We start from the raw sequence: 24,822 nt of genomic DNA on the forward strand, positions 1-24,822 counted from the left end.
GCGGAGGCAAAATCGCACCCCTATCCTAATGCAACGGCAGCCGAAAGTCGCTGAGCAAAGCGAACTCTTGCCTGCTTGGCGTTTCCTTTTTCGGGCAAGTCCCACGGGGCCTTCGCAGGTCGCCTCCGGCCATGGAGGGGGTTAGGAAATCGCGGCGAACGCCCGTTCCAGATCCGCTTCCAAATCGCGGGGTGATTCCAGACCGACCGAGAGGCGAATCAGCGAATCTGTGATCCCGTGTGCCGCACGTGCTTCAGGAGCGTAAGACGCATGGGACATCGTGGCGGGTTGCTCGATCAAGGATTCCACCGCGCCCAGGCTGACCGCGAGGTGAAACAATTCGGTCGACTGGCAAACCTTGGAAACCTGTTTCAGCGATGCATTCAGTTCGAATGTGATCATCGCGCCGAAGTGAGTTTCTTCCTCATCGGACCGCTGCTGCCCGAACAGTTGGCTGGCCAATTCATGCTGGTCATGCGAAGTCAGGCCGGGATAAAGCACCGATCGAACCATCGGGTGTGCTTCCAGCCACTGTGCCAAGCGGAGTGCCGTTCGCGACTGCTCGCGAATTCGCAGGTCCAATGTTTTCAAGCCACGCGAAATCAGGAAGCTGCTCATCGGATCGAGCACGGCACCGGTCGCGTTCTGGACGAAATAGAGTTGGTCGTGAAGTTCGGGATCGGAGACGGCCAGCGTTCCGCCCAGGCAGTCGCTGTGACCGCCCAGGTACTTTGTCGCGGAGTGCATCACAATGTCGATGCCAAAATCCAAAGGACGCAACAGCGCCGGGGTGCCAAAGGTGTTGTCGACGCCGGAGAGGATGCCCTTTGATTTGGCCAGGCGAGCGATTGCTGGCAAGTCGGAAATCGTCATCCGAGGATTTCCGATCGATTCGGTCCAAATCAGTTTGGTCCGGTCGGTGATGGCGTTTTCGATTGCACTTAAATCAGTGAAATCCACCAAGGTGACTTCGATGCCGCTGCGATTGCAAATTTGGTGCAGCAACCGGTAGGCACCGCCATAGATGTCGGTTCCCGCGACGACGTGGTCGCCGGATTCCAACAGCATCGTGACCGCGTGGATGGCCGCCATGCCGGATGAAAACGCCAAGGTTCCGCAGGCGTTTTCGAGCGAAGCAAGCGTGGTTTGCAGACCCGTTCGAGTTGGATTGCCACTGCGTGAGTAGTCGTATTGGCCCCATTCGCCCGCACCCGGTTGGCGGAATGTGCTGGCAAAGTGGATGGGCGGGACGACGGCGCCGGTCGATGGATCGACTTCGTTGCCAACGTGGATGGCGCGAGTTCGGAAGTCGCCGTTCGGTTTGGGGGAGTTCATCTCAGATCGCCGCCAAAGCTTGGTCCAGATCCGCGATCAAATCCGCTGAATCTTCGATGCCACAGGAGTAACGAATCATGTTGTCGGCGATTCCAAAGCTGGCTCGTTCTTCCGGGGAGTAATTGAAATAGCTCATCACGAGCGGTTGTTCGATCAACGATTCGGTGCCGCCCAGGCTGGGGGCGATGCGAGCAATTTTCGCTCCATCGACGACGCGTGACGTCGTCTTCCTGTCAGCATCTTTGATCGTGAAGGTGATCAAGCCGCCGTAGCCCCGCATCTGCTCTTTCGCGATCGCGTGAGACGGGTGGCTTGGCAGGCCCGGGTAATAAACGCGTTCGATCTTGGGATGTTGATGAAGAAATTCAGCCACCGCTTGGCCGTTTTCGTTGTGCCGTTGCATCCGCAGTGAGAACGTCTTCAATCCGCGTTCGAGCAAGTACATGCTGTAGGGCGACGCGATGCTGCCCAGGCAACCGCGAAGGGCGCGGATGGGATCGAGCAATTCCTTGCGGCCCGAGATGACGCCTGCCAGCAAGTCGTTGTGCCCGCCCAGGTACTTGGTCGCGGAGTGCCAAACGTAGTCGACGCCATGATCGAGCGGTCGCACGTTCATCGGAGTTGCCAACGTCGCGTCGATCAACGTTTCGATTTCACGGGCTTTGCCGAGCGCGACAAACTGTTCCAGATCGACGCAGGTCAGGTGTGGGTTGGTGGGCGATTCACTGACCAGCATTTGGGTGCGTGGTGTGATCGCGGCTTCCATGGCCGCGAAGTCGCCGGTGGGAACCTGTCGAGTGACGACTCCAAACTTTGCCAAGTGCTTGCCACAAAACTCACGGCTGCGGTGATAGCACTGGTCGAAGAAAATGATTTCGTCGCCGGAGGACAAACGGCTCATCAGCAACCCGACGATGGCTGCCATGCCGCTGGAGTAAACCACCGCGTCTTCGGCGTTGTCGAGTGCTGCCAGTTTCTGTTCGACCAAACGTTCGTTGGGGTTGCCGTAGCGTCCGTACTCTTCTCGCTGTTCGCGGCCTTCGACGAAATCCAACAGTTTGGCGGTGGATTCGAAGGTGAAGGTCGAGGCCGAGTAAATGGGGGCGGTGATGGCACCCTCGGCGTGCTGACGCGAGGGGGCATCCGGGGCAATGTTCCCGTGCACGCACTGAGTCGAGAGACCCGACGGTGACAAACCCGCGGAAGAAGGTCCCGCGGCGCGGGACGTCTGGTCGGTCTTTTGGACCGGATCGATGGCGATCGGTTTCATGTGTTGGCTTTTTAGCAGTGAGGCTGCAAGCGGCCGCAAATCCCTAAACAAACGTCAGAGTGGAGGGGATGCGATTTCTCCACGACGTGCCCTCAGCCTAGCCACGGGGGAGGTTTTGGGCAACTGATTTTTTTGCCGCCCTGGGACGCTTTTCAATGGGCTCGCCTGCCGGCTTTGGCAGCGGCCCGAACAAATCTTGGATCGCTGCTGTCTGAACGAGGTTCTTGGTACACTTCGAGGTACCCGATGCTCGTTCGCTTTCCTCTTTGTGCAAACCTTTCCCGTTAGGCAAACGTTTTGTTTTCAGCCCCTGTTACAACCGATTGGATTCGCCTTTTTGCGACACTGGTGGCTGCGTGGATACTGTCGCCGGCGGGGGCATGGGGGCAAGCCGACGAAGGCCAGGACTCGCTCCCGAATACTCCGCCCGCCAACACTGTCCAAAACGACGCGGCCGCTGATTCGGTGTCGACCAAGTCATTTCGAAAAGCCCCGCTGGATCCCGAAAAGATCGCCCAAGTGTTTCGGGCTCAGGCGGCGTTTCCCAAAGCAACCTTGCCGGCTGAAGCGGAGTTCGCCGAAGAGGAGTCCGCGGGCCCCACGGCGGATCCGAAGGCCGCAGAGCCGGAGGTGGACGACGAGTCGATTCGGCAAGCGGAAATCGCGGGGTGGATCGCTCAGCTCGGCGCTCCTGAATTTGCCATTCGCGAACAGGCCACCGCCGGGTTGAGGAAGTTAGGCGACGATGCTCTGCCGGCATTGCGAAACGCCGCCGTCGAAAACGACGATTTGGAGGTTCGTTTGCGAGCCGAAGATGTGGCCTCGGGAATCGTCAGCAGTGCCGTGGCCGGGCGAATCGATTCTTTCCTGGATGGCCAGCCAGGTTCGTTCGAAGGGTGGGATGTCTTCCAGGCAATCTTGGGCGATGGGCCGCGACTGCGGGAGGTGTTCATCGAAATGATGTTGCGGCATCAGGACTTGGTCCAGTCGCTCGACGTTGGCACCGAGGCGCGGATGCAGGCACTGGAAAAGGTGATCGCCAGGATCCAGCACCGTCAATTGCTGGAGTCGCAGCTTCCTTCTGGAGCGGACGTGATTGCGATGTTGTTGTGTTTCAACGATCACGACTTGAGATTGTCCAACATCCACGAAGAAGCGTTGCTGCGAATGTTGCGGATGAGCGTCACGACGGAGTTGCTTCGAGACGAACAGCTTGCCGAGCCGTTTCGCACAGTGTTGGCGGGGTGGATCCAGCGGTGCGATCGAGCGAGTTGGCCGGAGGTGTTTTGGTTGTCGATGCAGGAGAACCTCGACCGGACGTTGCCTTTGGCGGAACGCGTGCTGGGGCTCCCCGATGCATCCATGGACGAGACCGTTCTGTCGCTGCAGTTGATCAGTCGGTTTGGCAATGAAAGCAGTGTTGCTGCCGTTCGTCCGATGCTCGACGACGATCGGGCGGTGACGGAATTGGAGTTCATCGGTGGGAAACAGGTCCGTGCCGAGGTCCGTGACCTGGCTGCCGCCGCGATCATGATTCTCAAGCACAAGCCGCTGGATGAGATTGGCCTGAATCCGAACTCCCTGCATCCCAAAATCGGATTCATCCCGCGTGGTCTGGGCTTTCCAACGGACGATCCTGCGCCCCGCTTGAAGATGCTGAAATCGCTGCAGGCTTTGTTGGAAACAGGCACGGAGTCGAAAAACGAGTCCTCTGAAAAACGAGTCCCCTGAAAACAGTGCCCCCGAGTGATCCTGGACCTGGCAAGTCGGGCCGTTTTCCAAGGGACGCTTGGAGGTCCGAGGGAAGGTGCATTTAGCGACGGCTGTTACAAACGTCACCGAACAAGTTTGAATTTTGTGTCTCTGGGGAATCTTTGTTGGGGGGTGATCTCCCGAAACGGCTGGATTCGGTTAAGTTGAGAGGTTCCACGTTGCTTTCTTTGATCAAATTTTCTTCTTTGTTTGACTGACTTATGCGAGTGCTCTCGGGAATCCAGCCAACTGGTCGGCCCCACTGGGGAAACTACTTTGGTGCGATTCGCCAATACATTGATTTGCAAGAGGCCAATGAGGGCTTTTACTTCATTGCTGATTTGCACGCGTTGACCACCGTTCGTGAACCGGACGTGCTTCGTGAAAACGTGCTCAACGCCGCGTTGGATTTGCTTGCGTTGGGGTTGGATCCAGCGAAAGCCAATCTGTTTGTGCAGTCAGAGATTCCCGAAGTGACCGAGCTGACTTGGTTGCTGATGACGGGGACACCAATGGGGTTGCTGGAACGCTGTCACGCCTACAAGGAAAAGAAAGCCAAGGGGCTTGCTGCTGACGCTGGGTTGTTCACTTATCCGGTTTTGATGGCGGCTGACATTCTCGCGTACGATTCGCAGATTGTGCCAGTTGGTGTCGATCAGGTTCAGCACATCGAAGTCTGCCGGGACTTGGCGGGTTCGTTCCATCACGCGTTTGGTGAAACGTTTGTGTTGCCAAAGGCGAAGACGTTGGACATCGGGGCGAAGGTCCCGGGGACCGACGGTCAAAAGATGAGCAAGAGCTACAACAACACTCTGCCGTTGTTTGGTGACGTGAAGAAGATTCGCAAACAAATCATGCGAATCGTGACCGACAGTCGTCCGATGGAAGATCCCAAGGACCCGACGGACGACCACCTGTTTCAGCTCTATCAATTGTTCGCCGCGCCAGCGGAAGTCGAAGCGATGGCGGCGAAGTATCGTGCGGGCGGGTTCGGCTACGGCGAGATCAAAAAGGCTGTGGCGGAAGTCAGCGAGGAATACTTCGCCCCGGCGCGAGCCAAACGAGAAGAGTTGGAAGCCGACCTGGATACCGTGCGAGATGTTTTGGCCGAAGGTGCCAAGCGAGCTCGTGAGGTGGCTGCCAGTGTGGTCGAACGAGCTCGACGCAATTGTGGGTTGCGTTAGACATGGCAATCGTGGCAGTCGGGACGGAGATTGTTCAGTGCGCTCGCATCGCTCAAATGATTCAGCAGCACGGGGAGCAATTTCTCGAGCGAGTTTTCACTGCTGCTGAAATTGACCACTGTGCCCAACGGCCTGACGCGACGGGGCACTTTTCGCGTCGCTGGGCAGCCAAGCAGGCCGTCTTCAAGGCGCTGCGTTGTCACCGCCGCGGTGTCAGTTGGACCGAGATTGAGATCGCCACGCATCCCAGTGAGGGACCGGCGATCACGCTGCATGGCATCGCAGCGGAGCTGGCGGAAGAAGCGGAGATTGATGCCATTCATTTGAGCTTGGGCGGATGTCGCACTCAGGCAATCGCTTATGTCGTGCTCTGCGACTAAGCAGGTACGCAGGTGTCAACGGGTATGTGAGCCGTTTGGCGTTAGCCACGGTTCCCACGCAAAACCGGGGCTAACGCCCAAACGGCTCACAAGGTGAAACCCAATCATCCCTGCGTACCTGCTTAGTTGCCTCGTTTGCTCGTGGATGCCGTGGTTCGGTGGGGATCCAGCGGATTGCGTGGGGCAGTGGATCAAGACAATGGATTGAGGCAACGGCCATGAGGGGTGGGATTGGCACGATCTGCATGCCATTCGGTGGCGCTGTACAGTAGGGGGTGCAATCCACCTGGGTGTCTCAGTTGCTTCCAGAGAATTGTTTCAGGCACCCATGGCAAATGAGCAAACGCGATGCAGTGGAGACGACCGAGTTTCGTGATGTTGGTGTGTGGGGTGTTTGTGCTGATGCATCCACCGCCATCGCACGCGGCCGATGCGTTTCGAGTTAGCAATGGCCTGACCGCGTTCTATACCTTTGAAGCGGAACGTGGCGACACGATCAAGGATCGTAGCGGGAATGGAAAGCCGTTGGACTTGAAGATTGAAAAGGCTTCGGCGGTGGCTTGGGGCGAAGGTGTTCTCGAGGTGCGTTCAGCGACCAAAATCGAGTCCATCGGCTCGGCTGGGAAGTTGGTTGGCCAGGCGAAGCGTGCCAACGCTTTGACAGTCGAAGCGTGGATCAAACCCCGCAACACCTCTCAGAAAGGGCCGGCTCGCATTGTTTCGCTGTCAAACAATTCGGTCCAGCGGAATCTCACGCTCGGGCAGGAAGCGGATCACTACCAGGTTCGTTTGCGAACGACTGCAACCAGTGACAACGGGCTTCCTGAAACGAACAGCGGCACGGGCAAGGCGGAGACAAAGCTCACCCATGTCGTTTTCACTCGTGCCAGTGACGGAAGCGTTCGTTTCTATGTCGACGGCAGGCAAACCGCTTCCCAAAAGGTGTCCGGAACGCTTGCCAATTGGGATTCCGACTTCCCGCTGGTCCTGGTGAATGAGCGAAGTTTGGGGCGTCCTTGGCTGGGTGAGCTTCACCTCGTTGCGATTTATTCACGGGCGCTCAGCGGTTCCGATGTGTCGCAGAATTTTCGCGCTGGCCCAATCGCCGGGGTTGATCCACACGAAACTCAGCGACTGGCAATCGCTCGAGCTGAGCAGACATTTGCGACCAAGATCGCCCCACTGCTAGCACGCAAGTGTTTGGAATGCCACGATTCGGCGTTGAAAAAAGGCGATCTGGATCTGTCGCACAAACTCGCCGCGTTGGCCGGTGGCGAGAGCGGGAGGGTGATCATTCCCGGGAGTGCTGAGTCGAGTTTGCTGTGGGACCAGATTGAATCAGGCGATATGCCGCCGCAGGGGCCGGGGGTGTCTGCCACCGAGCGGGCTTCGGTCAAGGAATGGATTGATGGTGGAGCGGTTTGGTCGATCGACAGGATTGATCCTGCCGTCTACGCCTCCAATCCCGGTGCGAGTGACAGTTGGGTTCAGCGACTGACAACTTCGGAATACATCGAAACGGTTCGCAGTGCGGTCGGGGTCGATATCTCGAAGGAAGCGAAGCAGATGTTGCCTCCGGATTTGCGAGCTGATGGATTCAGCAACACGGCCTACAACTTGAATGTCGATTTGAAGCACATCGAAGCCTATTCGCAATTGGCGGAAAAGATCGTTCAGCAAATGGACATCCTGGAGTTTTCAAAGCGTTTTTCAAAATCGCAGAGTCTGAACACGGATGCGACTGCACGAGACCTGGTCGCGAAGACGGGGGAATGGTTGTTCCGTGGCCCGTTGGATGAGCGGGAGGTGTCCAATTACAGCGGGGTTCTGACGGCTGTGGCGAGTGCGGGAGGCAGCTTCGAGCAAGGCGTGGGGTTGATGCTGGAAGCGATGCTGCAGTCGCCACGTTTCATCTACCGCATCGAACAGCAGCCCAGCGGAGGCGGCAGTCAACGAGTCAGCGATTTCGAATTGGCCTCGCGAATGAGTTACGTCCTGTGGGGTGGGCCCCCAGATTCGGAACTGCTGAAAGCTGCTCGCGAAGGTCGGCTGGCAGACGAAGGACGCTGCCGCAAGGAAGTTGAGAGGATGTTGCAGGACCGCCGAGCGGTCGAGCGGTCCAAGCAGTTTGCGACGGACTGGTTGAACCTCAATCGGCTCGCTCATTTGCAGCCCAACCAGAAGCGGTACCCTCAGTGGACGGCTGAGTTGGGCCGCGACATGCGAGACGAAACACTGGCGTATTTTGAAGAGGTTGTCTGGAAGCAGGGGCGGCCGCTGAACGAACTGTTCGACGCTCAGTTCACCTACGCCACGCCTCGATTGGCAAAGCACTATGGGTTGAAGCCTCAGGGCGATGGCCTGCGTCGCTACGATCTCTCGGATCAGCCTGCTCGCGGTGGATTGCTGACGCAAGGCAGTGTGCTGACGATCGGTGGCGATGACGCATCAATGGTCACGCGCGGCCTGTTTGTGATGAGAGACTTGCTCCGAGGCGTGATGGGGGCTCCCCCGCCGGGTGTCGATACGACGCCAGTTCCTCCCAAGCCTGGCGTGACTCACCGCGATGTGGCGGAAGATCGCATTCGCAGCGAGTCGTGCGGAGGCTGCCACATCAAGTTCGAGCCCCTGGCATTTGGCTTGGAACCGTTTGATGGCCTGGGGGCATTTCATCGCCATGACGAATTTGGCAACGCTCTGCGTTCGGATGGGCAACTGGTAATCCCCGGCCAGGCCAAGCCGCAAAAATACGAGACTCCGGCGGAGTTGATGAAACTCTTGTCGAGCAGCGACCGTGTTCGCCAGACGCTGACTTGGAAGGTGACGCAGTTCGCTCTGGGGCGGCCATTGGGAGCCCGAGACGCAACTGAAGTTCAGCGGATTCATCAGGCTGCCTCCACCGCTGGCGGGCGTTACACCGATTTGATCACGGCTGTGGTGATGAGTGATCTGGTTCAGGAAGCTCGATCGCCAGACGAGCCATGACGCAACTGGCACCCCGGTCACAAACAGCTGTGACCAGGGAATCTCCGCCCCACCTCGTTCCCTCGTTTTCAATCGGAACCGTCATGAAGAACAAGCTCATTCATCGCCGCACGATGCTTCGTAGCGTTGGGGCGGCGACGGTCGGATTGCCTCTGTTGGAAGAGATGCTGGCCTCGACTGCCATGGCGGCGACGCCAACGCCAGAGGCTCCAGTTCGTGCCTTCAACGTGTTCTTCGGTCTCGGTATCCCGGCGCCCCTGCAAATGGAAGGTTTTCAAGGCGTTCTCGAACCGCTGCAGCCGCTCAGCAAAAAGTTACTCATCATGCGCGGTGTCGACCAAGTCCGCTGTGATGAGAAAGGCATCAACGCTCACTACGACGGTGCCACTGCCGCGTTCACCGCTGAACCGCCGGACGGCGAAGCGAAGTCGGGAGGTCCATCGATTGACCAAGTGATCCGTCGTACGCACTATCCCGATGGGTTGCCAAAGGGAATGGTGCCAACCTTGGTCGGAGGAACCTTCTTTCGCAGGTCTCGCGTCGGACGCTATGTGCACAGTTACAACATGGACGGCACTGTCGCCGCGACGATCCAGGAAAAGCCTCGCGAATTGTTTGATCGAGTGTTCGGTGGCGTCGCCGTGGGCGGTAGTGATCGAAGTGAGAGATTGAAGCGAAGTGTGCTGGACACCGTCGTCGAAGACTATCGACATTACACGGGTGCGAACTCGCCGCTGGGAGTCTCCTCTCGATCACGTGTGGCGGACCACTTGGACCGGATCCGCGAGTTTGAGCAGCGAGCTTTTGCGATGCAGCACCAGCAAGAGAATGGTCTGCAGGTGCCACCGCGTTCGGCCATTCCACACGGCGGGCCTGCTGATCCTGGCGGGCAGGGCATCGATATCACGCTGGAGGAGCTGTCCTCCGAATGGCGGCTGCTGTCCGACGTTTATGCGTTGGCCGTGCAAATGGATCGCGTTCGCTTCGGAGCCCTGACATTCCTCGCCGCTGGCGAACGCATTCGGCTCACCGGCGATTATGAGTACGACGGTGAAAAACGGTGGGAATTTGACGACGCTGGGCAGCAGAACGCCAGCGGTGACCGAGGTTGCAGCCACGAATGGTGGCACAAGTTCAATGAGAAGAAACAAAACGAGGCGCTCCGTGCCCACGCTCATATGAAGATGCGGGAGGTCGCTTACTTCCTGAGCGCTTTGGACAGGGAGGATTGCCGAGAACCAAACGGTCGCACCATCCTGGAAAATTCACTGATCACGATTTCGACGGAGTCAGGTGATGGGCGTCACAATGATGTGAAGCGAGAGCTGTCTGGCGTCTTCCACTGCATCACCGGTGCCAATGGTCGATTCAAAACCGGTCAAATCATGGATGTCGGGGCCGAGGGAATCGACGTTTACAACACCATGCTGAATGCCTTCGGTACCCAGGATCGACTCGGTCCCAAGAAGCGAGATGCACGCCAGATTGACTCCATCCGGGCTTGAGCAGGAATGTGTGGGATCAATCCCGTGAGCCGTTCGGGCGTTAGGCTGGGCTGTCAAAAGGTTGGTATTGACACGGAAAATGCGACGTTGATTTTTATTCTGTCCTACGCCCCAACGGGGCAGCTCTAAGATAGCCCCAGGCATCGCCTGGGGTTTCGTTACGGAGATTCCGACACCAGCCCCAACGGGGCGGCCCTAAGAAAGACTCCCCAAAACCCGCTAGGACCGCCCCCGTTGGGGCTTTGTAATCTTGGTCCCGCCACAACCCAGGGCGTTGCCCTGGGCTGGCATAGGGCTGCCCCGTTGGGGCGAAGTCGAGGAACAAAACCTGCGCAGTCCAAAGCGGTTTCAATACCAACCTTTTGACAGCCCAGCGGTCGCCCCGGATGTTCGTGGAAACCATGGCGAGCGTCAGGCGGCTCACATACCCGCAGGCACCTGCGTGCCTGCTTCGTCGGACGGGAGTTGGTCAGGATACGAAACAAGCCGCATGCAAAACGCATGCGGCTTGAGTCGTTTGTTTTCGAGCAACGTCAACGCTCACCATTCAGTCGTGAGCAGGATGATGGGCCACTGAGTGAGCAGCTGAACGGCTGGCTCACTCGCCACCGCGATCACCACCGCGGCCGCCACGTCCACCTCGGCCGCCACGCTCACCGCGTTCGCCGCCACCTTCTCCGCCGCGGCCGCCACGAGCACCGGCACCGCGTTCACCGCCAGGTCCACCGCGTCCGCCACCACGCAGGGCTTCCAGATCGAATGGTTTGCCCTTCATTTCTTCGAACTTCGTTTTTTGTTCGGAGGTCAGAACGGCCATCACTTCTTTTTCCATGTTCTCACGCATCGATTCCATGGCGGTCTGCATTTTTTCGCGATCGCGGCTCTGCATGATCTCACGCATTTCTTCCCGCATTTTGGTTTCCATGCCCGAACGGATTTCGGTGAGCTTCTTCTTTTGGTCTTCCGTCATGGTCAATTCGGTTTGAACTTCGGGCGATGACAGTGCCATCAGGCCTTGAGCTTGGATACCGATTTCATCCAGGCGTTCCATTTGCTCCAGCGTCAGGACGGTTTCTAGTTGCATCCGGGTTTCTTTGGCTTGCTCTTCACGTTGAGCCTGCATCTTTTCAAAGAACTTGCTGCGTTCTTCTTCCGACGCGTTGCGGAAGTCGAAGTCAGGGCGGGCTTGCTCACGGGCTTGTTCTTCTAGCTTCTTGAGGGCTTCGGCTTGTGGTTCGTCGATGGCAAGTTCTTCGCGAACTTTTTCGGCACGGAGCAAACCGAGGAGGGAGCCACCGCCACCGCCGCGGCCGCCCATCATGGCGCCGCCACCGCCTGGACCACCGCCTCCTTGGAATCCGCCACGGCCACCACGACCTTGGGCGTTCGCGATGGAGATTGACTGAAGCGTCAGGCCAGCAACCATCGTCAGCATGGCAAACAAACGCAGATTGGGAGCGAATTGGACTCGGGACAAACGGCTCATTTTTAGACAACCCTTCGAAATGGTCAGATGAGGAGAGGGCATTCAATTGACGCGGTGGCGAAATTGCCGAGGCGTACAAACTGAAACCAAAGTTGTTTCATCAGTTCTAACCCTTCGTTTCCATCGAGGTTTCGCGGCAATTGCAATTTGGTTTCAAAGTTACCTTGGCTGCCCGAAGGCGTTGGTGAGGAGTTTTTTTGGGGGTTCCGCTTGTCTGGGTTGTACAGTCCAGCGATCCGCGAATCAGCCGATCGAGTGAGGCAGTCCGGTAGCGGCCGCTGCAGGACAGCCTCTTTGAAGCTCGAGTTAACCTCCACACGTTTCAGACTCATGGAATCAACGATGAAGAAAATCATTTTGGCTGCAGTGGCAATGTTCGTTCTGCCCGCCACCGTCCAAGCGGATCACCACAACGAAGCCGCGAAAAAGAACATTGTCGAGACCGCAGTGGCGGCAAAGTTCAACACCTTGGTGGCCGCCGTCAAGGCAGGCGGTTTGGTGGAAACCCTCAGCGGTGAAGGCCCGTTCACTGTCTTCGCACCAACGGATGAGGCGTTTGAGAAGCTGCCGGAAGGCACCCTGCAAAGTCTTCTGAAGCCTGAGAACAAGGATCAGTTGGTCGCGATCTTGAAGTACCACGTCGTTGCCGGCAAAGTGCCCGCCAAGACGGTTGTCACCCTGGATTCGGCGAAGACCTTGGGCGGCGAAGTCAGCATCGAAGTGAAAGACGGAACCGTGTTCCTGAATGACAAGGTGAAGGTCGTGAAGACCGATGTGATGACCAGCAACGGCATCATTCACGTGATCGACACGGTTCTGCTGCCACCCAGCAAGTAGGCAAAAGTCGATCGTCGCAGTCTTAGGCTGCCACCTGAACTCAAAAATAGCTCGTCGGAAACGGCGGGCTATTTTAGTTTCTTGATCCCCGCCGACGGGTTGATCGTTCGGATCGCACGCTTGACGGCTTCCTTCATCGGCACCCGTTTGAGAGCCTGGACCATGCTGGCTTCTGCTGCAAATGCCATTCGGTGCCAGCGGGAGTCGGTGATGGTGCCGTGGACCACCTGTGTCGTCGTGCCAGTCTGTTTCTTTTTATACGGTTGTTCGCCGTATCCCATATCGACGCACTGGATTCCGTGTGACGTTGCCGCCCGGATGATCTCGGTGAAGAGGGCGGTCCCGGGCGAGTAGCGGGAGTACGCCGGGTCATAGGCTGGGAACCAATAGTGCAGACGCCCGTGTTCAATCATCCCGATGTGGGTGGCGACTGGCTGATCGCCAGCCCAGAGCACGGAGCAGATGCCACGCAGTGAGTCGTTTGAGAACTCGTGGTGTGGAGCAGGGGAATCGGCTTGCAGCCCAGGTTGCTCCATGGCGTTGGCGTGCAGGGTTTCGATCAAATCCCGTGTCCAGTCCGGGAGAAACAGATCCAAGATGTGCGTGCGTTGGTACTGTGCCCGTTTCCACGTGATCGTTTGCTTCAAGATCTCAGGGCAGCGACAGTCCATTTCCAGCCGAACTGGTCCTATTTCTCGTCCCAGCTTACGGGTCTTTTGGCCCTGTTTTCCGATCGTTCGATGTTCATGCTCAAGGCGCTGGAGGTAGTCCCCGGAATCATTGCCGAGGTCTGCACGAAACGCTTTGACGGACTGCAGGTGATACCGTGTGACCCAGTTGGGATCGCATCCGACGATGGCGTGCAGGTTGAAGGCTCGAACCTTGGCTGCGCGGGCCAGTTCGGTCCAGTCGACGTCGAGGCCGGGAACCGCGATGACGTTCTGTGCGTCGTTGAGAAAACGCCCGGCAGGCACACCGACGCCGCCCACGCGGTGGAAGGGAAAGAACCCCAGCGGCGTGCCGTCTTTGGCTCGCAGGATGGCGGTGAGCACGTCTTTTCGGACGGCGTGAACCGCGGCCGCAAACCGAGCTGCGAAAAAGGGCGGCCTGAAATCTTCGGTCAGTGCTCGAATCTGTTCCCAGCGTTCGAGGTCGTGGGGGGCCAGTTCTGAGAATGCACAGACGTCGATTTGATGCACGTCTGGATCGCTCGCCCTGGGCGGGATGGCCGAAGCTCCATCCTGTCCGCGATTCGAGTTCTGCGCCACCAACTGGTGGCGGGAGGCGGGGGCAGAATCACCATTTGATCGCTCACCCGGACCGTTTGCCAGTGAATCACTGGGCGTTGATGGCGGGGGAGTCATGGGAGATGCAGGGGGTGACAATGCCGGTCTCATCGAAAGGGGACCCCAAATTAGATCACCCTGTCTTCGACGAAACGGATTGATCTAGCGCCGGGCTTTTTTGCTCTTCGCACCGCCCTGACGGACCTTGAACTTTGGATTGCTTTTGCAAATCACGTAAATACGGCCTCGGCGTTTGACAACCTGGCAATCTGGGTGGCGGTACTTCAACGCCCCAATGCTACTAACGACCTTCATCCGATGCTACTCGCGGGTTAAATGTTGATGCCAAAAACCAACTTTGTTCGTCGGCAAACGGCAGAGAATAGCGTAAAATTAGCGCTCGACAACTCCAATCGTCACGCTCATGCCATTTTGGCAAAGGATTCTTGAAGGAATTCCAAGGGAAACAGGCAAAACGAAAGTTCGCGGCTGCAGAGAATCTTTTCCGTTGCCGCTTCCCGCTCCAAGTGAGCGAGCTGTTGCTGAGTTTCACGCCGCTGGTCGGTGAGTTGCATCGCAATCAGCGAATTCAAGCGTGAAATCTCATGGTGCCAAGTGCGGCGGCTGCCCGACGTGGGCATCTTCTCGAGCAGTTCCAGCTTTCGTGCTTGGAGATCTCGCTGCGCGGAGTTGGCATCATTCAGCCATTTTTCGCCTTGGAATTGAAGTTCTCGTTCTTTTCGTTGAAGGTCGCGGCGACGTCCTTCACGGGATTCATCGATTTCTTGGCCCGGTAAACGAATCGTTCCAGAGACGACTTGCAGCCCTGGCGGGGTGACCTCGAAAAATTGAGCCATGATTCGGTCGGCCAGTTGATCGTATTTGCCTCCGCCGATTCCGTGCAGGAACAGGTCGCTGAGAACCAGTCTGGCGAACATGGTCGTCATCAACGCGCGTGGCCGAAGTTTGAATTCTGGCGAGGCGGCTTCCATCAATTGAGTCGCCGCCAAATCGCGGTCGTTTGCTGAGACGGTCAGGGAGACCGCTCCTCCACCAAGCCCTGATTGCGAGGGACCAGACGGAGCGTCGCTGATCCGCCATTGGTCGCCTTCTCGCCGCACCCAGATGCCGCGGCGTTGTGGTTGGCTGTTGCCGTAAACCCACAGCGGCATTTCGAACCATCCATCTTGGAGCCCGAGATTGGGGACAGGATGAGCTGAGCTGCGGATCCCGTGCCAGGCTCGGTAGTGATCGGCGGAGTCGTTGTAGACCGTTCGGAAGCGTTCAATTTGGTCGATGATTTCCATCACAAATCGAGCGAAAGGTCGGCCGCGAACGGCGACACCGAGGGGGATCTCCAGGGTCTGCCAGTTCATCTCCGCTTCGAGCGCGTGACGGGCTTGGGCCAACGCACAGCCAGCGATGCCGCAACGGGCGATCGCTTCACGAGCGTGTTTCCACAGTTCCGTGACGCAGGGATTTTTCACCAGTGGAGCGATCAACCGACGAACGCCTGCGTCGAAATGGTTGAATCGTTCGGTATCGCGAATTTGGGCTTGTTCGAACGGCAGGGTCTCGCCACCTGCATCGTAGGGAATGGACTGCCAAGAGCCCTGCCGCTGCTGGTGGGAATCATCGCCGGCAAGGTTTGCCAGCGGTTGCAACTGTGGCACACGAATCGATCGCGTGGTGGCGACGTCGTTGTCGATCACCAGGTTGATCGGAAGCGCACAGCAGTCGTTCGCGATTTTCTGCAGTGTGTGGTTCTTGAACCACACCCCTGGATGAAACAGGGTGGGTTGGTGCCCGGCCATCACGATGGGGCGGGAATTGTTCTCGCCCGTGTGGTTGGGTTGATCGGCACAGAAGGACGCGACATCGCGGTAAGACGACGTGTAGCGACGAGCGTCGTTGACCAGTTGCTCTCGCGCCTCGTTTCGCAAGTCCGCCCAAAAGGCTCCGGCTGGCATTTCAGCTTGGGCCGTCGCGAGGTTGTTTTTCAACAGCAATTCCGCATCGCACAGAGGCGGATCGATCAGGGTTCCCAGCGATTGCGTGGGAGCCCGAAGTTCGCGGTATTCACTCACGAGTGGTTCTCGGGCTTCTGTTGGTTCGGCTTCCGTCTGCCGTGAGTTCGCGGTCAACGATGTGGCGGTTGGAGCAGACGGGGCGAGGTTGGATTGGGAGGAGCTCAACGGTGTTCTTTCGTGGGTCGATGACTCGGAAGCGATTCCGACTGTCGGCCCGAGAGAACTGGATGCTCAGGGCCACTGTGGATCGGTGATTTTTCGGTTGAGGGTTGCCAGTCGCGATTGGACGTCGAGCAGGCGTTGCCAGGCGGCTTGTTGCAGCAGAACTTGTTCCGATTCTTCCTGCGTGGTCGCCGATTCGATCAATCTTTCCAGTCGTGATTGTAGGTAATCCAAAATCTCACAGAGCTGGGCTTTTTGGCCAGGGGTCAAATCGTCCGGAATTGCTGGCAGATCTTCCACATGCAACGCATCGACCGGAAGTGGTGACTTTGGGTCCTGGCGAAGATCGACTGCCATCGACTCGTCGGACGACTTCACGTCTCGCTGGATCGCACCCTTGCTGCCTCCTCCGATGGCCTGCAGTCGTGCCGCGATCTGCTCTTCGGATCCCAGCAGCAGCAGACTGCGCCCGACCGCAACCAGATCCCCGTGCCGCAGAATCTTCAGTTGGCATTCCGTTCCGTTGACCTTGGTACCGTTGGTACTATCCAAATCGGTCAACACCAACCGTTCGTTATCCCTTTGAATCTTGAGGTGACAGCGACTGACCCGCTCGTCATTGAGCTGGATGTCGTTGCCCTCCTCGCGTCCAATGGTCAGGGGAGGCTCGATCCCCTCGAAGACCTTTCCACGGTCGGCACCGTGTAGGACTTTGATCGTTACGCTGGACACCGCGGGCCTCGATCTGGAGTGATGCTTACGATTGATGGGCGTTGAAGAAAAACAAGCCAAACGCAGAGTAGAAAAGCTGACTTCCAAGCCGTCACAAGTACACGTCCGTTATAGTTCAAATGCGTGAACCGCGATCCTACCCCGCAGCAAAAAACCGCAACTTTCCTCCAGGAAAGATTGCGAATTCGCAATCGTATCACATCACCTGAACAATGATGCACTTCAGGTAATCACTCTCGGGGCACGAGACAGCGAAGACGTGATCGGGGGAAGGACCGCGACTTTCGAGAACCACGAGGTCACGTCCACGCTTGCGTCCCACATCCACCAGCATGTTCAAAAAGTCGGCTCGAGACACCCGACCTGAGCAGCTGCAGGTCACCAAAATCCCGCCCGGGGGCAGCAGGTCAACCGCCGACGCGTTCAGCCGCGTGTAGGCTCGCAATGCCGCGTTGGTTTGATTGCGAGAGCCAGCGAATCTCGGGGGGTCCAGGATGATCGCGTCAAACTTCTCACCCCGTTCGCGGCGTTCTTTCAAGTCGTCAAAGCAATCGCCTTGATCGAATTGAATGTTGCCGAGCTGGTTGCGTTCAGCATTCCGCTTGGCGATCTCGAGTGCCCGTTCGCTGCTGTCGAGTGCAACGACTTGTTGGGCGCCGGCGCGGGCGGCCGCCAGTGCAAAGCCGCCGGTGTAGGTGCACACATCCAGCACTCGGCGGTCGGCCATGTAACTCGCCGCGGCGGCATGGTTGAGTTGTTGATCGAGGTAGCCGCCGGTCTTCTGGCCGTCCTGCAAATCGATGGCCATCTCCAGCCCGTTGTGTTGGTACCAAACGGTCGGATCGGCTTGACTGTCCAGCGTCGTCAGCGATTGCAGTTCCGCCAAAGTTTCGGCGGAGACGCCTTCGTGTTTGACGGTGGTGTCGTCCATGCGAACCAAGATCCTTTGGCACGGCGTCTGATGACGGGCCGCGGCCGCGGTGACTTCGCGGATCAGCATCGCGGCGCGAGGGATCAGGACGCCGCCCGTGATTTGCACGCTCAAACAATCCGCGTAACGATCGACGATCAGGCCACTCATCCGGTCGGATTCACTGAAAATCAAACGCTCGCCGCCCTGTGGGTTGGGGGAGCCGGCCAAGCGTCGACGTGCGACCGCTTGTTCGATTCGTTCCGCCCACAATGCGTCGTCGATTTGTTCTTCCGATGAAAAGGCATACAGCCGAATCCGAAGCCGACTGCCTGGATTGATCAAGCCGCGAGCGACCCAGTTGCCGTCGTGATCGAGTAAATCGATCACGTCGCCGCAGCCGGGAAGCCGTCGTTGGCGGTCACCCGGCACGGATTCCGCAACCTCTTCCGGGGGGGCGTCCGAAACGGAGTCGGGCTCCACAGGCAAAGATTCCTCGGACAAAGAATCCACGGGCAGCGGGGCGATTTCACTGAAATTGCCTGCGGAGGGCACTTCGCGAAGCGTGTTGTGCGCCAGTGCGTTGGCCATGACCCAAGGGTGCCGCGAGAGAAAAGGGTAGTGGCGATTGGGGCGAGTGCGAATTTGCCAACGGGTGGAAGAAGCTTGCATCAGGTTGAAAGTGACCAAATTGTCGATGGAGGCGGGTTTGCCGGAGACGGCGGAAGTGGCAAAATAGGGGAACTGCGAGGATAGTCGATCAGAGCAGGTTTGTTTTGATCGAAGTTACGGCCTTGCTTGAACCGATATAGTGCGAGAACGATCTGGTTAGGTCGTTCCATTTCTCAATCAAACTGGAAGGTTAGACCATGCACGTCGTTGCTGAACCCTGCTCGGGATGCAAGTACACCGATTGCGTCGTCGTTTGCCCTGTGGAGTGTTTCTACGAAGGCGAACAGATGTTGTATATCCACCCGGAAGAGTGCATCGACTGCGAAGCCTGTGTGCCGGAATGTCCCGTGGAAGCGATTTTCCATGAAGACAATCTGCCGGAAGAATGGAATAGTTACATCGAATTGAACGCCGAAATGTCGGAAAAGACCGAAGTGATCACCGAGAAAAAAGAACCTCTCGCTGACAACTGATCGGCCGATGGCACAGCGATCCGAGCTGACATTCTGTGGTTGAAACCGCCGAATCCGAAACGCGGGAGCCCGCTCCCGCGCGGCGGAAGGCTGGCTGGATGCGCTGGGCCAAACGAGTCATCGCCGTCTTGGTCGTGGTGGGATTGGCCCTCGCGGCCAAGGATGCGGTCGAACGTTGGCAGGCCGAGGTCGCTGACGTCCAGGCTCGTGTCCAAGTCATTGACCAGGAACTCGAGGTCCTTGACGGGCAGTTCCAGGCGTCTGCGGAGGGCACTGCCGGTGATCCCCAGGGCCACGTCTGGACCGGCGAACGACAATCGCTGAGCGAAGAACGCAGTCGATTGCTGGGATCCCTGCCGACGTGGCAAAACGTTTCTCTTGGCTCGCTCCTGCTCGCGGCGATGTTTTACGCGGTCGGGCTGCTGCCGCCGGCGTGTGTGTTGCATGGAGCCCTGCGTGGATTCCATGTTCCCTGTTCGTTGCCTCGAGCCACCGCGGCGCAATTGCTTGGCCATGCAGGGAAGTACATCCCCGGCAAAGCGATGGTGGTGGTGCTCCGTGTCTCCGCGGTGGTGTCCACGTCTCGGACTGGCAGTTTGCCTGCCGTGATCCGAGACGCACCCTCCAGGCAAACTTTGATCGGTCGAGCGACCACCTGCGTGTTCTTTGAAACGCTGCTGATGATGTCCGTTGGCGGTGCGCTGGCGGGGTGTCTGATGTGGTCGACGCCGCTTCCTCAATGGGTCAAATGGGCGGCCTCGTTGATGGCGGTGGTCGCTTGCATTCCCACGCTGCCGCCGGTGATGCGGCGTGTGATCAAACTGGTCAGCCGGCGACGGGCTCGCACGCAGCCGGAGGATTCAGCCAATCGATCCACCGCGGTGGCGGATGTTTCATCCGCGATCACGTGGCCGCGATTGATCTCAGGTTGGGGATGGTCGCTGTTGTCTTGGTGTTTGATCGGGTTGTCGTTTGCCTGCGTGATGAAAGCCATTCCGGCTTACAATGGGTTGCCCGTTGGTTACGAGCTGTTGACGGTTGCCACCGCTGCGATCAGCCTCGGCATGGTCTTGGGATTCGCGTCGTTGCTGCCCGGTGGGGCTGGTGTTCGCGAGTGGGTGACATTGGTCGTGTTGGGCACAGTGACTGATCCGACCCATGCACTGCTGTGCGTGATCACTGCCCGGTTGTTGTTCATCGTGGTCGAGAGCTGCTTGGCACTGATCAGTCATCTTTCTCTGCGGACCATTTCGGTCTGACGGATGATGCGGTCTGACGGATGATGCGGTCTGACGGGTGGGCTGCCAGCTCGTTCGGTGGTTCTGTTGTGGGAAGGTGTTCACGCCTTCGTTTCATTTCTTGTTTTCATTCCTTGAGTTGACGTTTTCCCATGGACCCCAACGGCGAGCATTCCCCGCTTGGTTTTCTGCCTTGCTACAAACCGCCGGGCGCAACCTCTCGAGACCTGGTCAACCGTGCGCAGCGTCGGCTGCGCGCCGAATTCGGTCTTCGCAAGCTGAAAGTGGGCCACACAGGAACGCTGGATCCGTTGGCGGAAGGGTTGGTGCTGCTGGCGATTGGATCAGCCACGCGATTGACCCCCTGGGTATTGCAACACGGCAAGCGGTACCTCGCCGATTTTCAACTGGGGGTGTCCAGCGAGTCCGGGGACTTGGAATCGGAACTGGTCACGCAAGCAGACGCAACCTTGCCAAGTGCCGCTGAAATCGAGCGAGTGCTGCAAGATTTTCATGGTGTGGTGGAGCAGACCCCGCCGGCTCATTCGGCAATCAAAGTGGATGGGGAACGGGCCCACAAGCGAGTTCGTCGCGGGGAAGATTTTGAAATGCCCAAGCGTCGGATCCTCATCGATTCGGTGAAATTGGTTTCTTATGAACGACCGGTGATGCGTTTGGATGTTCGTTGTGGCTCGGGAACTTACCTCCGGACGCTTGGGATGGATGTCGCCGCCGCCTGCGGATGTGCTGCTGTGATGACGAAGTTGGTTCGCACCGAGGTCGGGCGTTTCACCTTGGCCGACACTCTGGATTGCGAGTTCATGTTCGACGACACGGACCGCGAAAAACCATCTCCTCAGCCCATGCTGGAGTTCATGCGTCCCTCGGTCGAAGGCCTGACCCACCTGCCAGTGATCGATTTGGACGCCCAGCAAATCGGAATGCTGCACGCAGGGATTCGGATTTCGGGAACCCCGCAGGCTCCGGCGGAACCGTTGCCGGAGGAATGGACCCGCTGCATCGACCAGGTCGACACCTTCGATCGCAACACCAGCGTTTCAGATTGCATTGGCGTCGATCGCTCGTCCGATTCGTCCAGCCGATGGGGGGAATTGGTCGCGATTCTTCGCCCGCATGGTAAATTGTGGCACCCGCTGAGAGTGTTTCCGTCGGCAGAATCAATTACCCTACGTGGCTGAATTCCCGCCTTGCCGGATTCCCTCCTCTCCGAGCCAACATCGCTCGGCGATTCCCTCCCTCTGTCATCGACCCGCCATGAACAAGATTCGTTTTGCCTTGCTGTCCCTTTCCGCCGTCGCTGCCTTGGGGCTGGCGGGTTGGAAATTGGCCGCCTCACCTGCTGAACAAATGCAGACTTTCGCCGTTGCGTTCGTGGAAACGCTGACGCCGGATCAAAAAGCGGATGCTGTGATGGCGTTTGATTCGCCCAAGCGAGTTGGCTGGCACTTCATTCCCAAGAAGGAACGCAAGGGGCTGATGCTCGAGCAGATGAACGATGCTCAGCGAACCGCCGCCCTGCGTCTTCTCCGTTCGGCACTCAGCGAAGCCGGTTACAGCAAAGCCAACCGGATCATGTTGCTGGAAGAAGTGCTCAACGAAATGGAAGCCGGCAAAGGAACTTGGGAACGCAACCCGCAACGCTACTACGTGACCTTGTTCGGTGACATCACCGCCGCCGGCGAAGACGCCAGTTGGGGCTTGTCCTTCGAAGGTCACCACCTGTCGCTGAACTTCGTTTGTCGCGGCGGGAAGGTCGTGGATTCCACGCCCCAGTTCATGGCGACGAACCCCGCCGTGGTGAAGAACGAAACCAGCGTGACGCTGGGCAAAGGCACCGCCGTTCTGAACCAAGAGGAACAACTCGCGTTCAAACTGGTGAACTCGCTGGATTCCAAGCAGCTTGAAGTCGCACGGATCGCCGAAGAAGCTCTCGGTGAAATTCGCTTCGCCGGCGAACCCCAACCGACGGTGGGAGAACCCGAAGGAATCGCCTATTCCAGTTTGAACCCTGACCAACAAAAACAACTTCGCGATGTGGTGGATTTGTACGTCAGTGTCGCACCGGAAAAAGTCGCTGCTGAACGGACGCAACAAATCGAAGCGGACGGTTGGAACAACGTTCACTTTGCCTGGGCGGGAGCTCTTGAGCCAGGCATCGGTCACTACTACCGAGTGCGCGGCAAACGGTTCTTGATCGAGTTCGTGAACACGCAAGCCGACCCGGCTGGCAACCCAGCCAACCACATTCACTGTGTCTACCGCGACTTGTCCGGCGACTTCGATCTGCCCATCGCTCCCTGAGCGAACTCAAGCATTCGAAGAGCTCATTCTGGCAATGGGCTCGTTTGAATTCAGTCGGAATCCGCGAGCCAGCTCAAGCCGTTCCTGCGTCAGCGACCACCGCTCACGCCGGAGCGGCTTTTTTTGTGTAGAAGTTTGAGCCGGGCCCATCTCCGACTGAACGCTGCCAAACAGAGCGTCTCAAAATCAAACGCTGTCTCACAATCGGTTCCGCGACGTCGCAGAGAAGTACCCAGGGCGGGACGGCAACCCGAGCGGGAAAACACGGGGGAAATGGAGGTGATGAAGCGTGCCACCCCAAAATCCACCCCACTTCGTCGGTGGAGGCCGAGGAGATGGTGGCGCTGTGGGAGCAATTGGATGCGGCCGGGCGGGCGGATCTGATCGCGGTGGCCCGTGGGTTAGTCGCCAGTCGGATCCCGAGTTAAAAGCAAGACACGAGCAAGTGGATTGCGACCCTACCGCTCAGTTGTTTTCACTCGGCTGCGTTTCCGCCGACGTTGTCGGTGCATTGCCAAACCGCCCGCAAGAATGAGAAAGGCTGCAGTGCCAGGTTCTGGAACTGCAGTCACGGGCGAAGTGAAGCCGACGTAGATAGGGCGACCGATATCCGTCGAAAAGGAGGCTGAAAAGCTGGTTGGACTCGAGAACGAGGTGTCGGTGAGAATCACGTTTCCCCGATTTGTGCCGAGGGCGATATTTCCAAGAGGATCGATATCGATATCAATTAGCGATTCGCCAATGATATCCGTAACGTCCAAGGACGCTAATAGATTGCCGCTTGAATCAATCTGGAAGATTTCGTCACCAAGCTCGTGAGCATAGAAATTACCTGAATCGTCCGCGACTAGGCCACGAATTACGCGACCTGCAACGGCGTCAGGCAAGCTAAATTCCGAGATCAAGTCGGCTGTCAACGGATCATAGACGCGGACTTGCGAAGGGTTGCTTGCAGCAGCGTTCGCCTTCGTACCGAGCACTGCTAGTAGTCCATCTTGACCAATCGTCATATCCGTCGGCGTGAAGTCAGCGATGAATCGATCGGTTGTGGTGCCGTTGAAACGCAATACTCCTCGATCTGTGCGACCTCCTGTGGGAGCATCCGAAACCAACAGCGAATCACCTACGACGGCGATCTTCCCGAATCCACCTGTAGCGGTGGTTGAGAAATTGCCCGCACGATCAGTTTGCACTCCAGTGGTTACATCAATGGTTGAAACTACGGGAGAGAAAGTGCCGTTGTAAATTTGAATATTGCCGTCGCCATCAACCTTCAGTCCTCGGGACGATTCGGCAACTCCAGTCGGCGGAATCACCGTGAACGACTGAACGAGCGACCCCCCCAACGTGAACTCCCGCACCGAGTTTGATGCGGAGTCCGTGACAATCAAGTTTCCCGCACCAAGAACTGCCGCCGAAGCGCTGTTGCCGAAAAGAAGGCCGAGAAGCGGAACTGCTGCGAGAAAGAACTTCATGGTCGTATGCTTTCCAGTCTTCGTTAATGGATGTTGAGTCAAACAATCGAGAGGCGACGCAGCTACCGAGACATTCAGGGATGTCGAATTGGTGTTTGCCTGTTCAGAATCGCTAATGATTTTCGCTGTCATCGAGGCTCTCCCCCAAATGTAGTTGGAGGCGGCAGCTCCTTCACACGAATCGAGCCAAGTCGATCGGGAAATTGCCTTTTCGTGCGAGCTGCAGCACCATGGTCGTGAACCCACCACGACTCCTGTTGGGGCCAAGAGCGTAGGTACTACTTCGTTCGCACCGTGATGACATGGAGATGGGAACCGTCGTGCTGCGGGACAGATTGGACAGACACCCCAATCAAAAGGTACTTCCCTCGGTGTGATGTGGAGGTGATCGCCAGTGGGTTCCGGTGTTCTCGCATGCGTGCCGGCTGGACTGCGACCGCCACCACCCCCCTACCGTCGTTGGGTCCCTCTGAGCGTCCAAGATAGAATGCGGTAGAGATCAGCCCAGGGACCTTTGAACACAGTCCGTCCGGTCGATGTTTGCGGGGGTCAGGGGGGCGGTGCGCGGTGGCGGGTCCTTCCGAGGCCGGTGGGGGTGCTGGTGCGGGGATCCCATCGCGGTGTTCTCGGTGGCGTGGGTGAAAATGATTTCGACCCTCCTCCTCCTCTTCGATGGATCGGTTGGGGCGGGGGTGGTCGAAAACCACGGCGGTGGTGATCGGATCGCCGCTTCCATCGGCGTGGGCGTCTTGCGGCAAAAATCAGGGTTTTGGCCGCGGGGTGTGGTG

19 protein-coding genes are annotated in these 24,822 nt (G+C 57.9%); 10 read left to right on the plus strand and 9 right to left on the minus strand.

Annotated elements, in window-relative coordinates; translation table 11 throughout:
* Positions 1-141: 141 nt before the first annotated feature.
* Positions 142-1,335, minus strand: coding sequence for a trans-sulfuration enzyme family protein (locus PSR62_RS10745; RefSeq protein ID WP_274407744.1), 1,194 nt, complete (start codon positions 1,333-1,335; stop codon positions 142-144).
* A 1-nt stretch (position 1,336) separates the two neighbouring features.
* A complete protein-coding gene (locus PSR62_RS10750; RefSeq protein ID WP_274407745.1) occupies positions 1,337-2,605 on the minus strand; it encodes a trans-sulfuration enzyme family protein in 1,269 nt (422 codons plus the stop codon).
* 348 nt (positions 2,606-2,953) lie between these two features.
* On the opposite strand from PSR62_RS10750, the gene PSR62_RS10755 reads away from it, so the two are divergent.
* From PSR62_RS10755 to PSR62_RS10775, 5 genes are all read left to right on the plus strand, one after another.
* Positions 2,954-4,336, plus strand: coding sequence for a hypothetical protein (locus tag PSR62_RS10755; protein WP_274407746.1), 1,383 nt, complete (start codon positions 2,954-2,956; stop codon positions 4,334-4,336).
* Positions 4,337-4,578: 242 nt separating this feature from the next.
* Positions 4,579-5,541 (plus strand): tryptophan--tRNA ligase, encoded by a 963-nt coding sequence (gene trpS / locus PSR62_RS10760; RefSeq protein ID WP_274407747.1) that lies wholly within the window; start codon positions 4,579-4,581, stop codon positions 5,539-5,541.
* Between the two features lie 2 nt (positions 5,542-5,543).
* Entirely contained in the window at positions 5,544-5,921 is a 378-nt protein-coding gene (gene acpS, locus PSR62_RS10765; RefSeq protein ID WP_274407748.1) for a holo-ACP synthase, read from the plus strand.
* A 348-nt stretch (positions 5,922-6,269) separates the two neighbouring features.
* Entirely contained in the window at positions 6,270-8,906 is a 2,637-nt protein-coding gene (locus PSR62_RS10770; protein WP_274407749.1) for a DUF1592 domain-containing protein, read from the plus strand.
* A gap of 83 nt (positions 8,907-8,989) precedes the next feature.
* Positions 8,990-10,411 (plus strand): DUF1552 domain-containing protein, encoded by a 1,422-nt coding sequence (locus PSR62_RS10775; RefSeq protein WP_274407750.1) that lies wholly within the window; start codon positions 8,990-8,992, stop codon positions 10,409-10,411.
* A gap of 598 nt (positions 10,412-11,009) precedes the next feature.
* On the opposite strand, the gene PSR62_RS10780 is transcribed toward PSR62_RS10775, so the two are convergent.
* A complete protein-coding gene (locus tag PSR62_RS10780; RefSeq protein WP_274407751.1) occupies positions 11,010-11,897 on the minus strand; it encodes a hypothetical protein in 888 nt (295 codons plus the stop codon).
* Between the two features lie 342 nt (positions 11,898-12,239).
* Between PSR62_RS10780 and PSR62_RS10785 the strand changes: the two genes are divergently transcribed.
* Positions 12,240-12,734, plus strand: a complete 495-nt coding sequence (locus PSR62_RS10785; protein WP_274407752.1) for a fasciclin domain-containing protein — start codon at positions 12,240-12,242, stop codon at positions 12,732-12,734.
* Between the two features lie 68 nt (positions 12,735-12,802).
* On the opposite strand, the gene PSR62_RS10790 is transcribed toward PSR62_RS10785, so the two are convergent.
* From PSR62_RS10790 to PSR62_RS10810, 5 genes are all read right to left on the minus strand, one after another.
* Positions 12,803-14,131, minus strand: coding sequence for a GNAT family N-acetyltransferase (locus PSR62_RS10790; RefSeq protein ID WP_443217390.1), 1,329 nt, complete (start codon positions 14,129-14,131; stop codon positions 12,803-12,805).
* Positions 14,132-14,182: 51 nt separating this feature from the next.
* Positions 14,183-14,335, minus strand: a complete 153-nt coding sequence (gene ykgO / locus PSR62_RS10795) for a type B 50S ribosomal protein L36 (protein WP_007327677.1) — start codon at positions 14,333-14,335, stop codon at positions 14,183-14,185.
* A gap of 107 nt (positions 14,336-14,442) precedes the next feature.
* Complete coding sequence (locus PSR62_RS10800) at positions 14,443-16,215, minus strand: hypothetical protein (RefSeq protein ID WP_274407754.1); 1,773 nt, start codon at positions 16,213-16,215, stop codon at positions 14,443-14,445.
* A 66-nt stretch (positions 16,216-16,281) separates the two neighbouring features.
* The gene (locus tag PSR62_RS10805; protein ID WP_274407755.1) at positions 16,282-16,944 is read right to left on the minus strand and encodes an FHA domain-containing protein; all 663 of its coding nucleotides are present in this window, start codon (positions 16,942-16,944) and stop codon (positions 16,282-16,284) included.
* A gap of 196 nt (positions 16,945-17,140) precedes the next feature.
* Positions 17,141-18,544 (minus strand): class I SAM-dependent rRNA methyltransferase, encoded by a 1,404-nt coding sequence (locus PSR62_RS10810; RefSeq protein ID WP_274407756.1) that lies wholly within the window; start codon positions 18,542-18,544, stop codon positions 17,141-17,143.
* Positions 18,545-18,723: 179 nt separating this feature from the next.
* Between PSR62_RS10810 and PSR62_RS10815 the strand changes: the two genes are divergently transcribed.
* From PSR62_RS10815 to PSR62_RS10830, 4 genes are all read left to right on the plus strand, one after another.
* Complete coding sequence (locus PSR62_RS10815; protein ID WP_047814107.1) at positions 18,724-18,999, plus strand: ferredoxin family protein; 276 nt, start codon at positions 18,724-18,726, stop codon at positions 18,997-18,999.
* Positions 19,000-19,097: 98 nt separating this feature from the next.
* A complete protein-coding gene (locus tag PSR62_RS10820; protein WP_443217422.1) occupies positions 19,098-20,258 on the plus strand; it encodes a lysylphosphatidylglycerol synthase transmembrane domain-containing protein in 1,161 nt (386 codons plus the stop codon).
* Between the two features lie 131 nt (positions 20,259-20,389).
* The gene (truB, locus tag PSR62_RS10825; RefSeq protein WP_274407758.1) at positions 20,390-21,436 is read left to right on the plus strand and encodes a tRNA pseudouridine(55) synthase TruB; all 1,047 of its coding nucleotides are present in this window, start codon (positions 20,390-20,392) and stop codon (positions 21,434-21,436) included.
* Positions 21,437-21,512: 76 nt separating this feature from the next.
* Complete coding sequence (locus PSR62_RS10830) at positions 21,513-22,559, plus strand: DUF3500 domain-containing protein (RefSeq protein ID WP_274407759.1); 1,047 nt, start codon at positions 21,513-21,515, stop codon at positions 22,557-22,559.
* 458 nt (positions 22,560-23,017) lie between these two features.
* On the opposite strand, the gene PSR62_RS10835 is transcribed toward PSR62_RS10830, so the two are convergent.
* On the minus strand, positions 23,018-24,166 hold the full coding sequence (locus tag PSR62_RS10835) for a PEP-CTERM sorting domain-containing protein (protein WP_274407760.1): 1,149 nt from the start codon (positions 24,164-24,166) through the stop codon (positions 23,018-23,020).
* Between the last annotated feature and the right edge of the window lie 656 nt (positions 24,167-24,822).

The sequence above is a fragment of the Rhodopirellula sp. P2 genome, assembly GCF_028768465.1.
Taxonomy (GTDB): Bacteria; Planctomycetota; Planctomycetia; order Pirellulales; family Pirellulaceae; genus Rhodopirellula.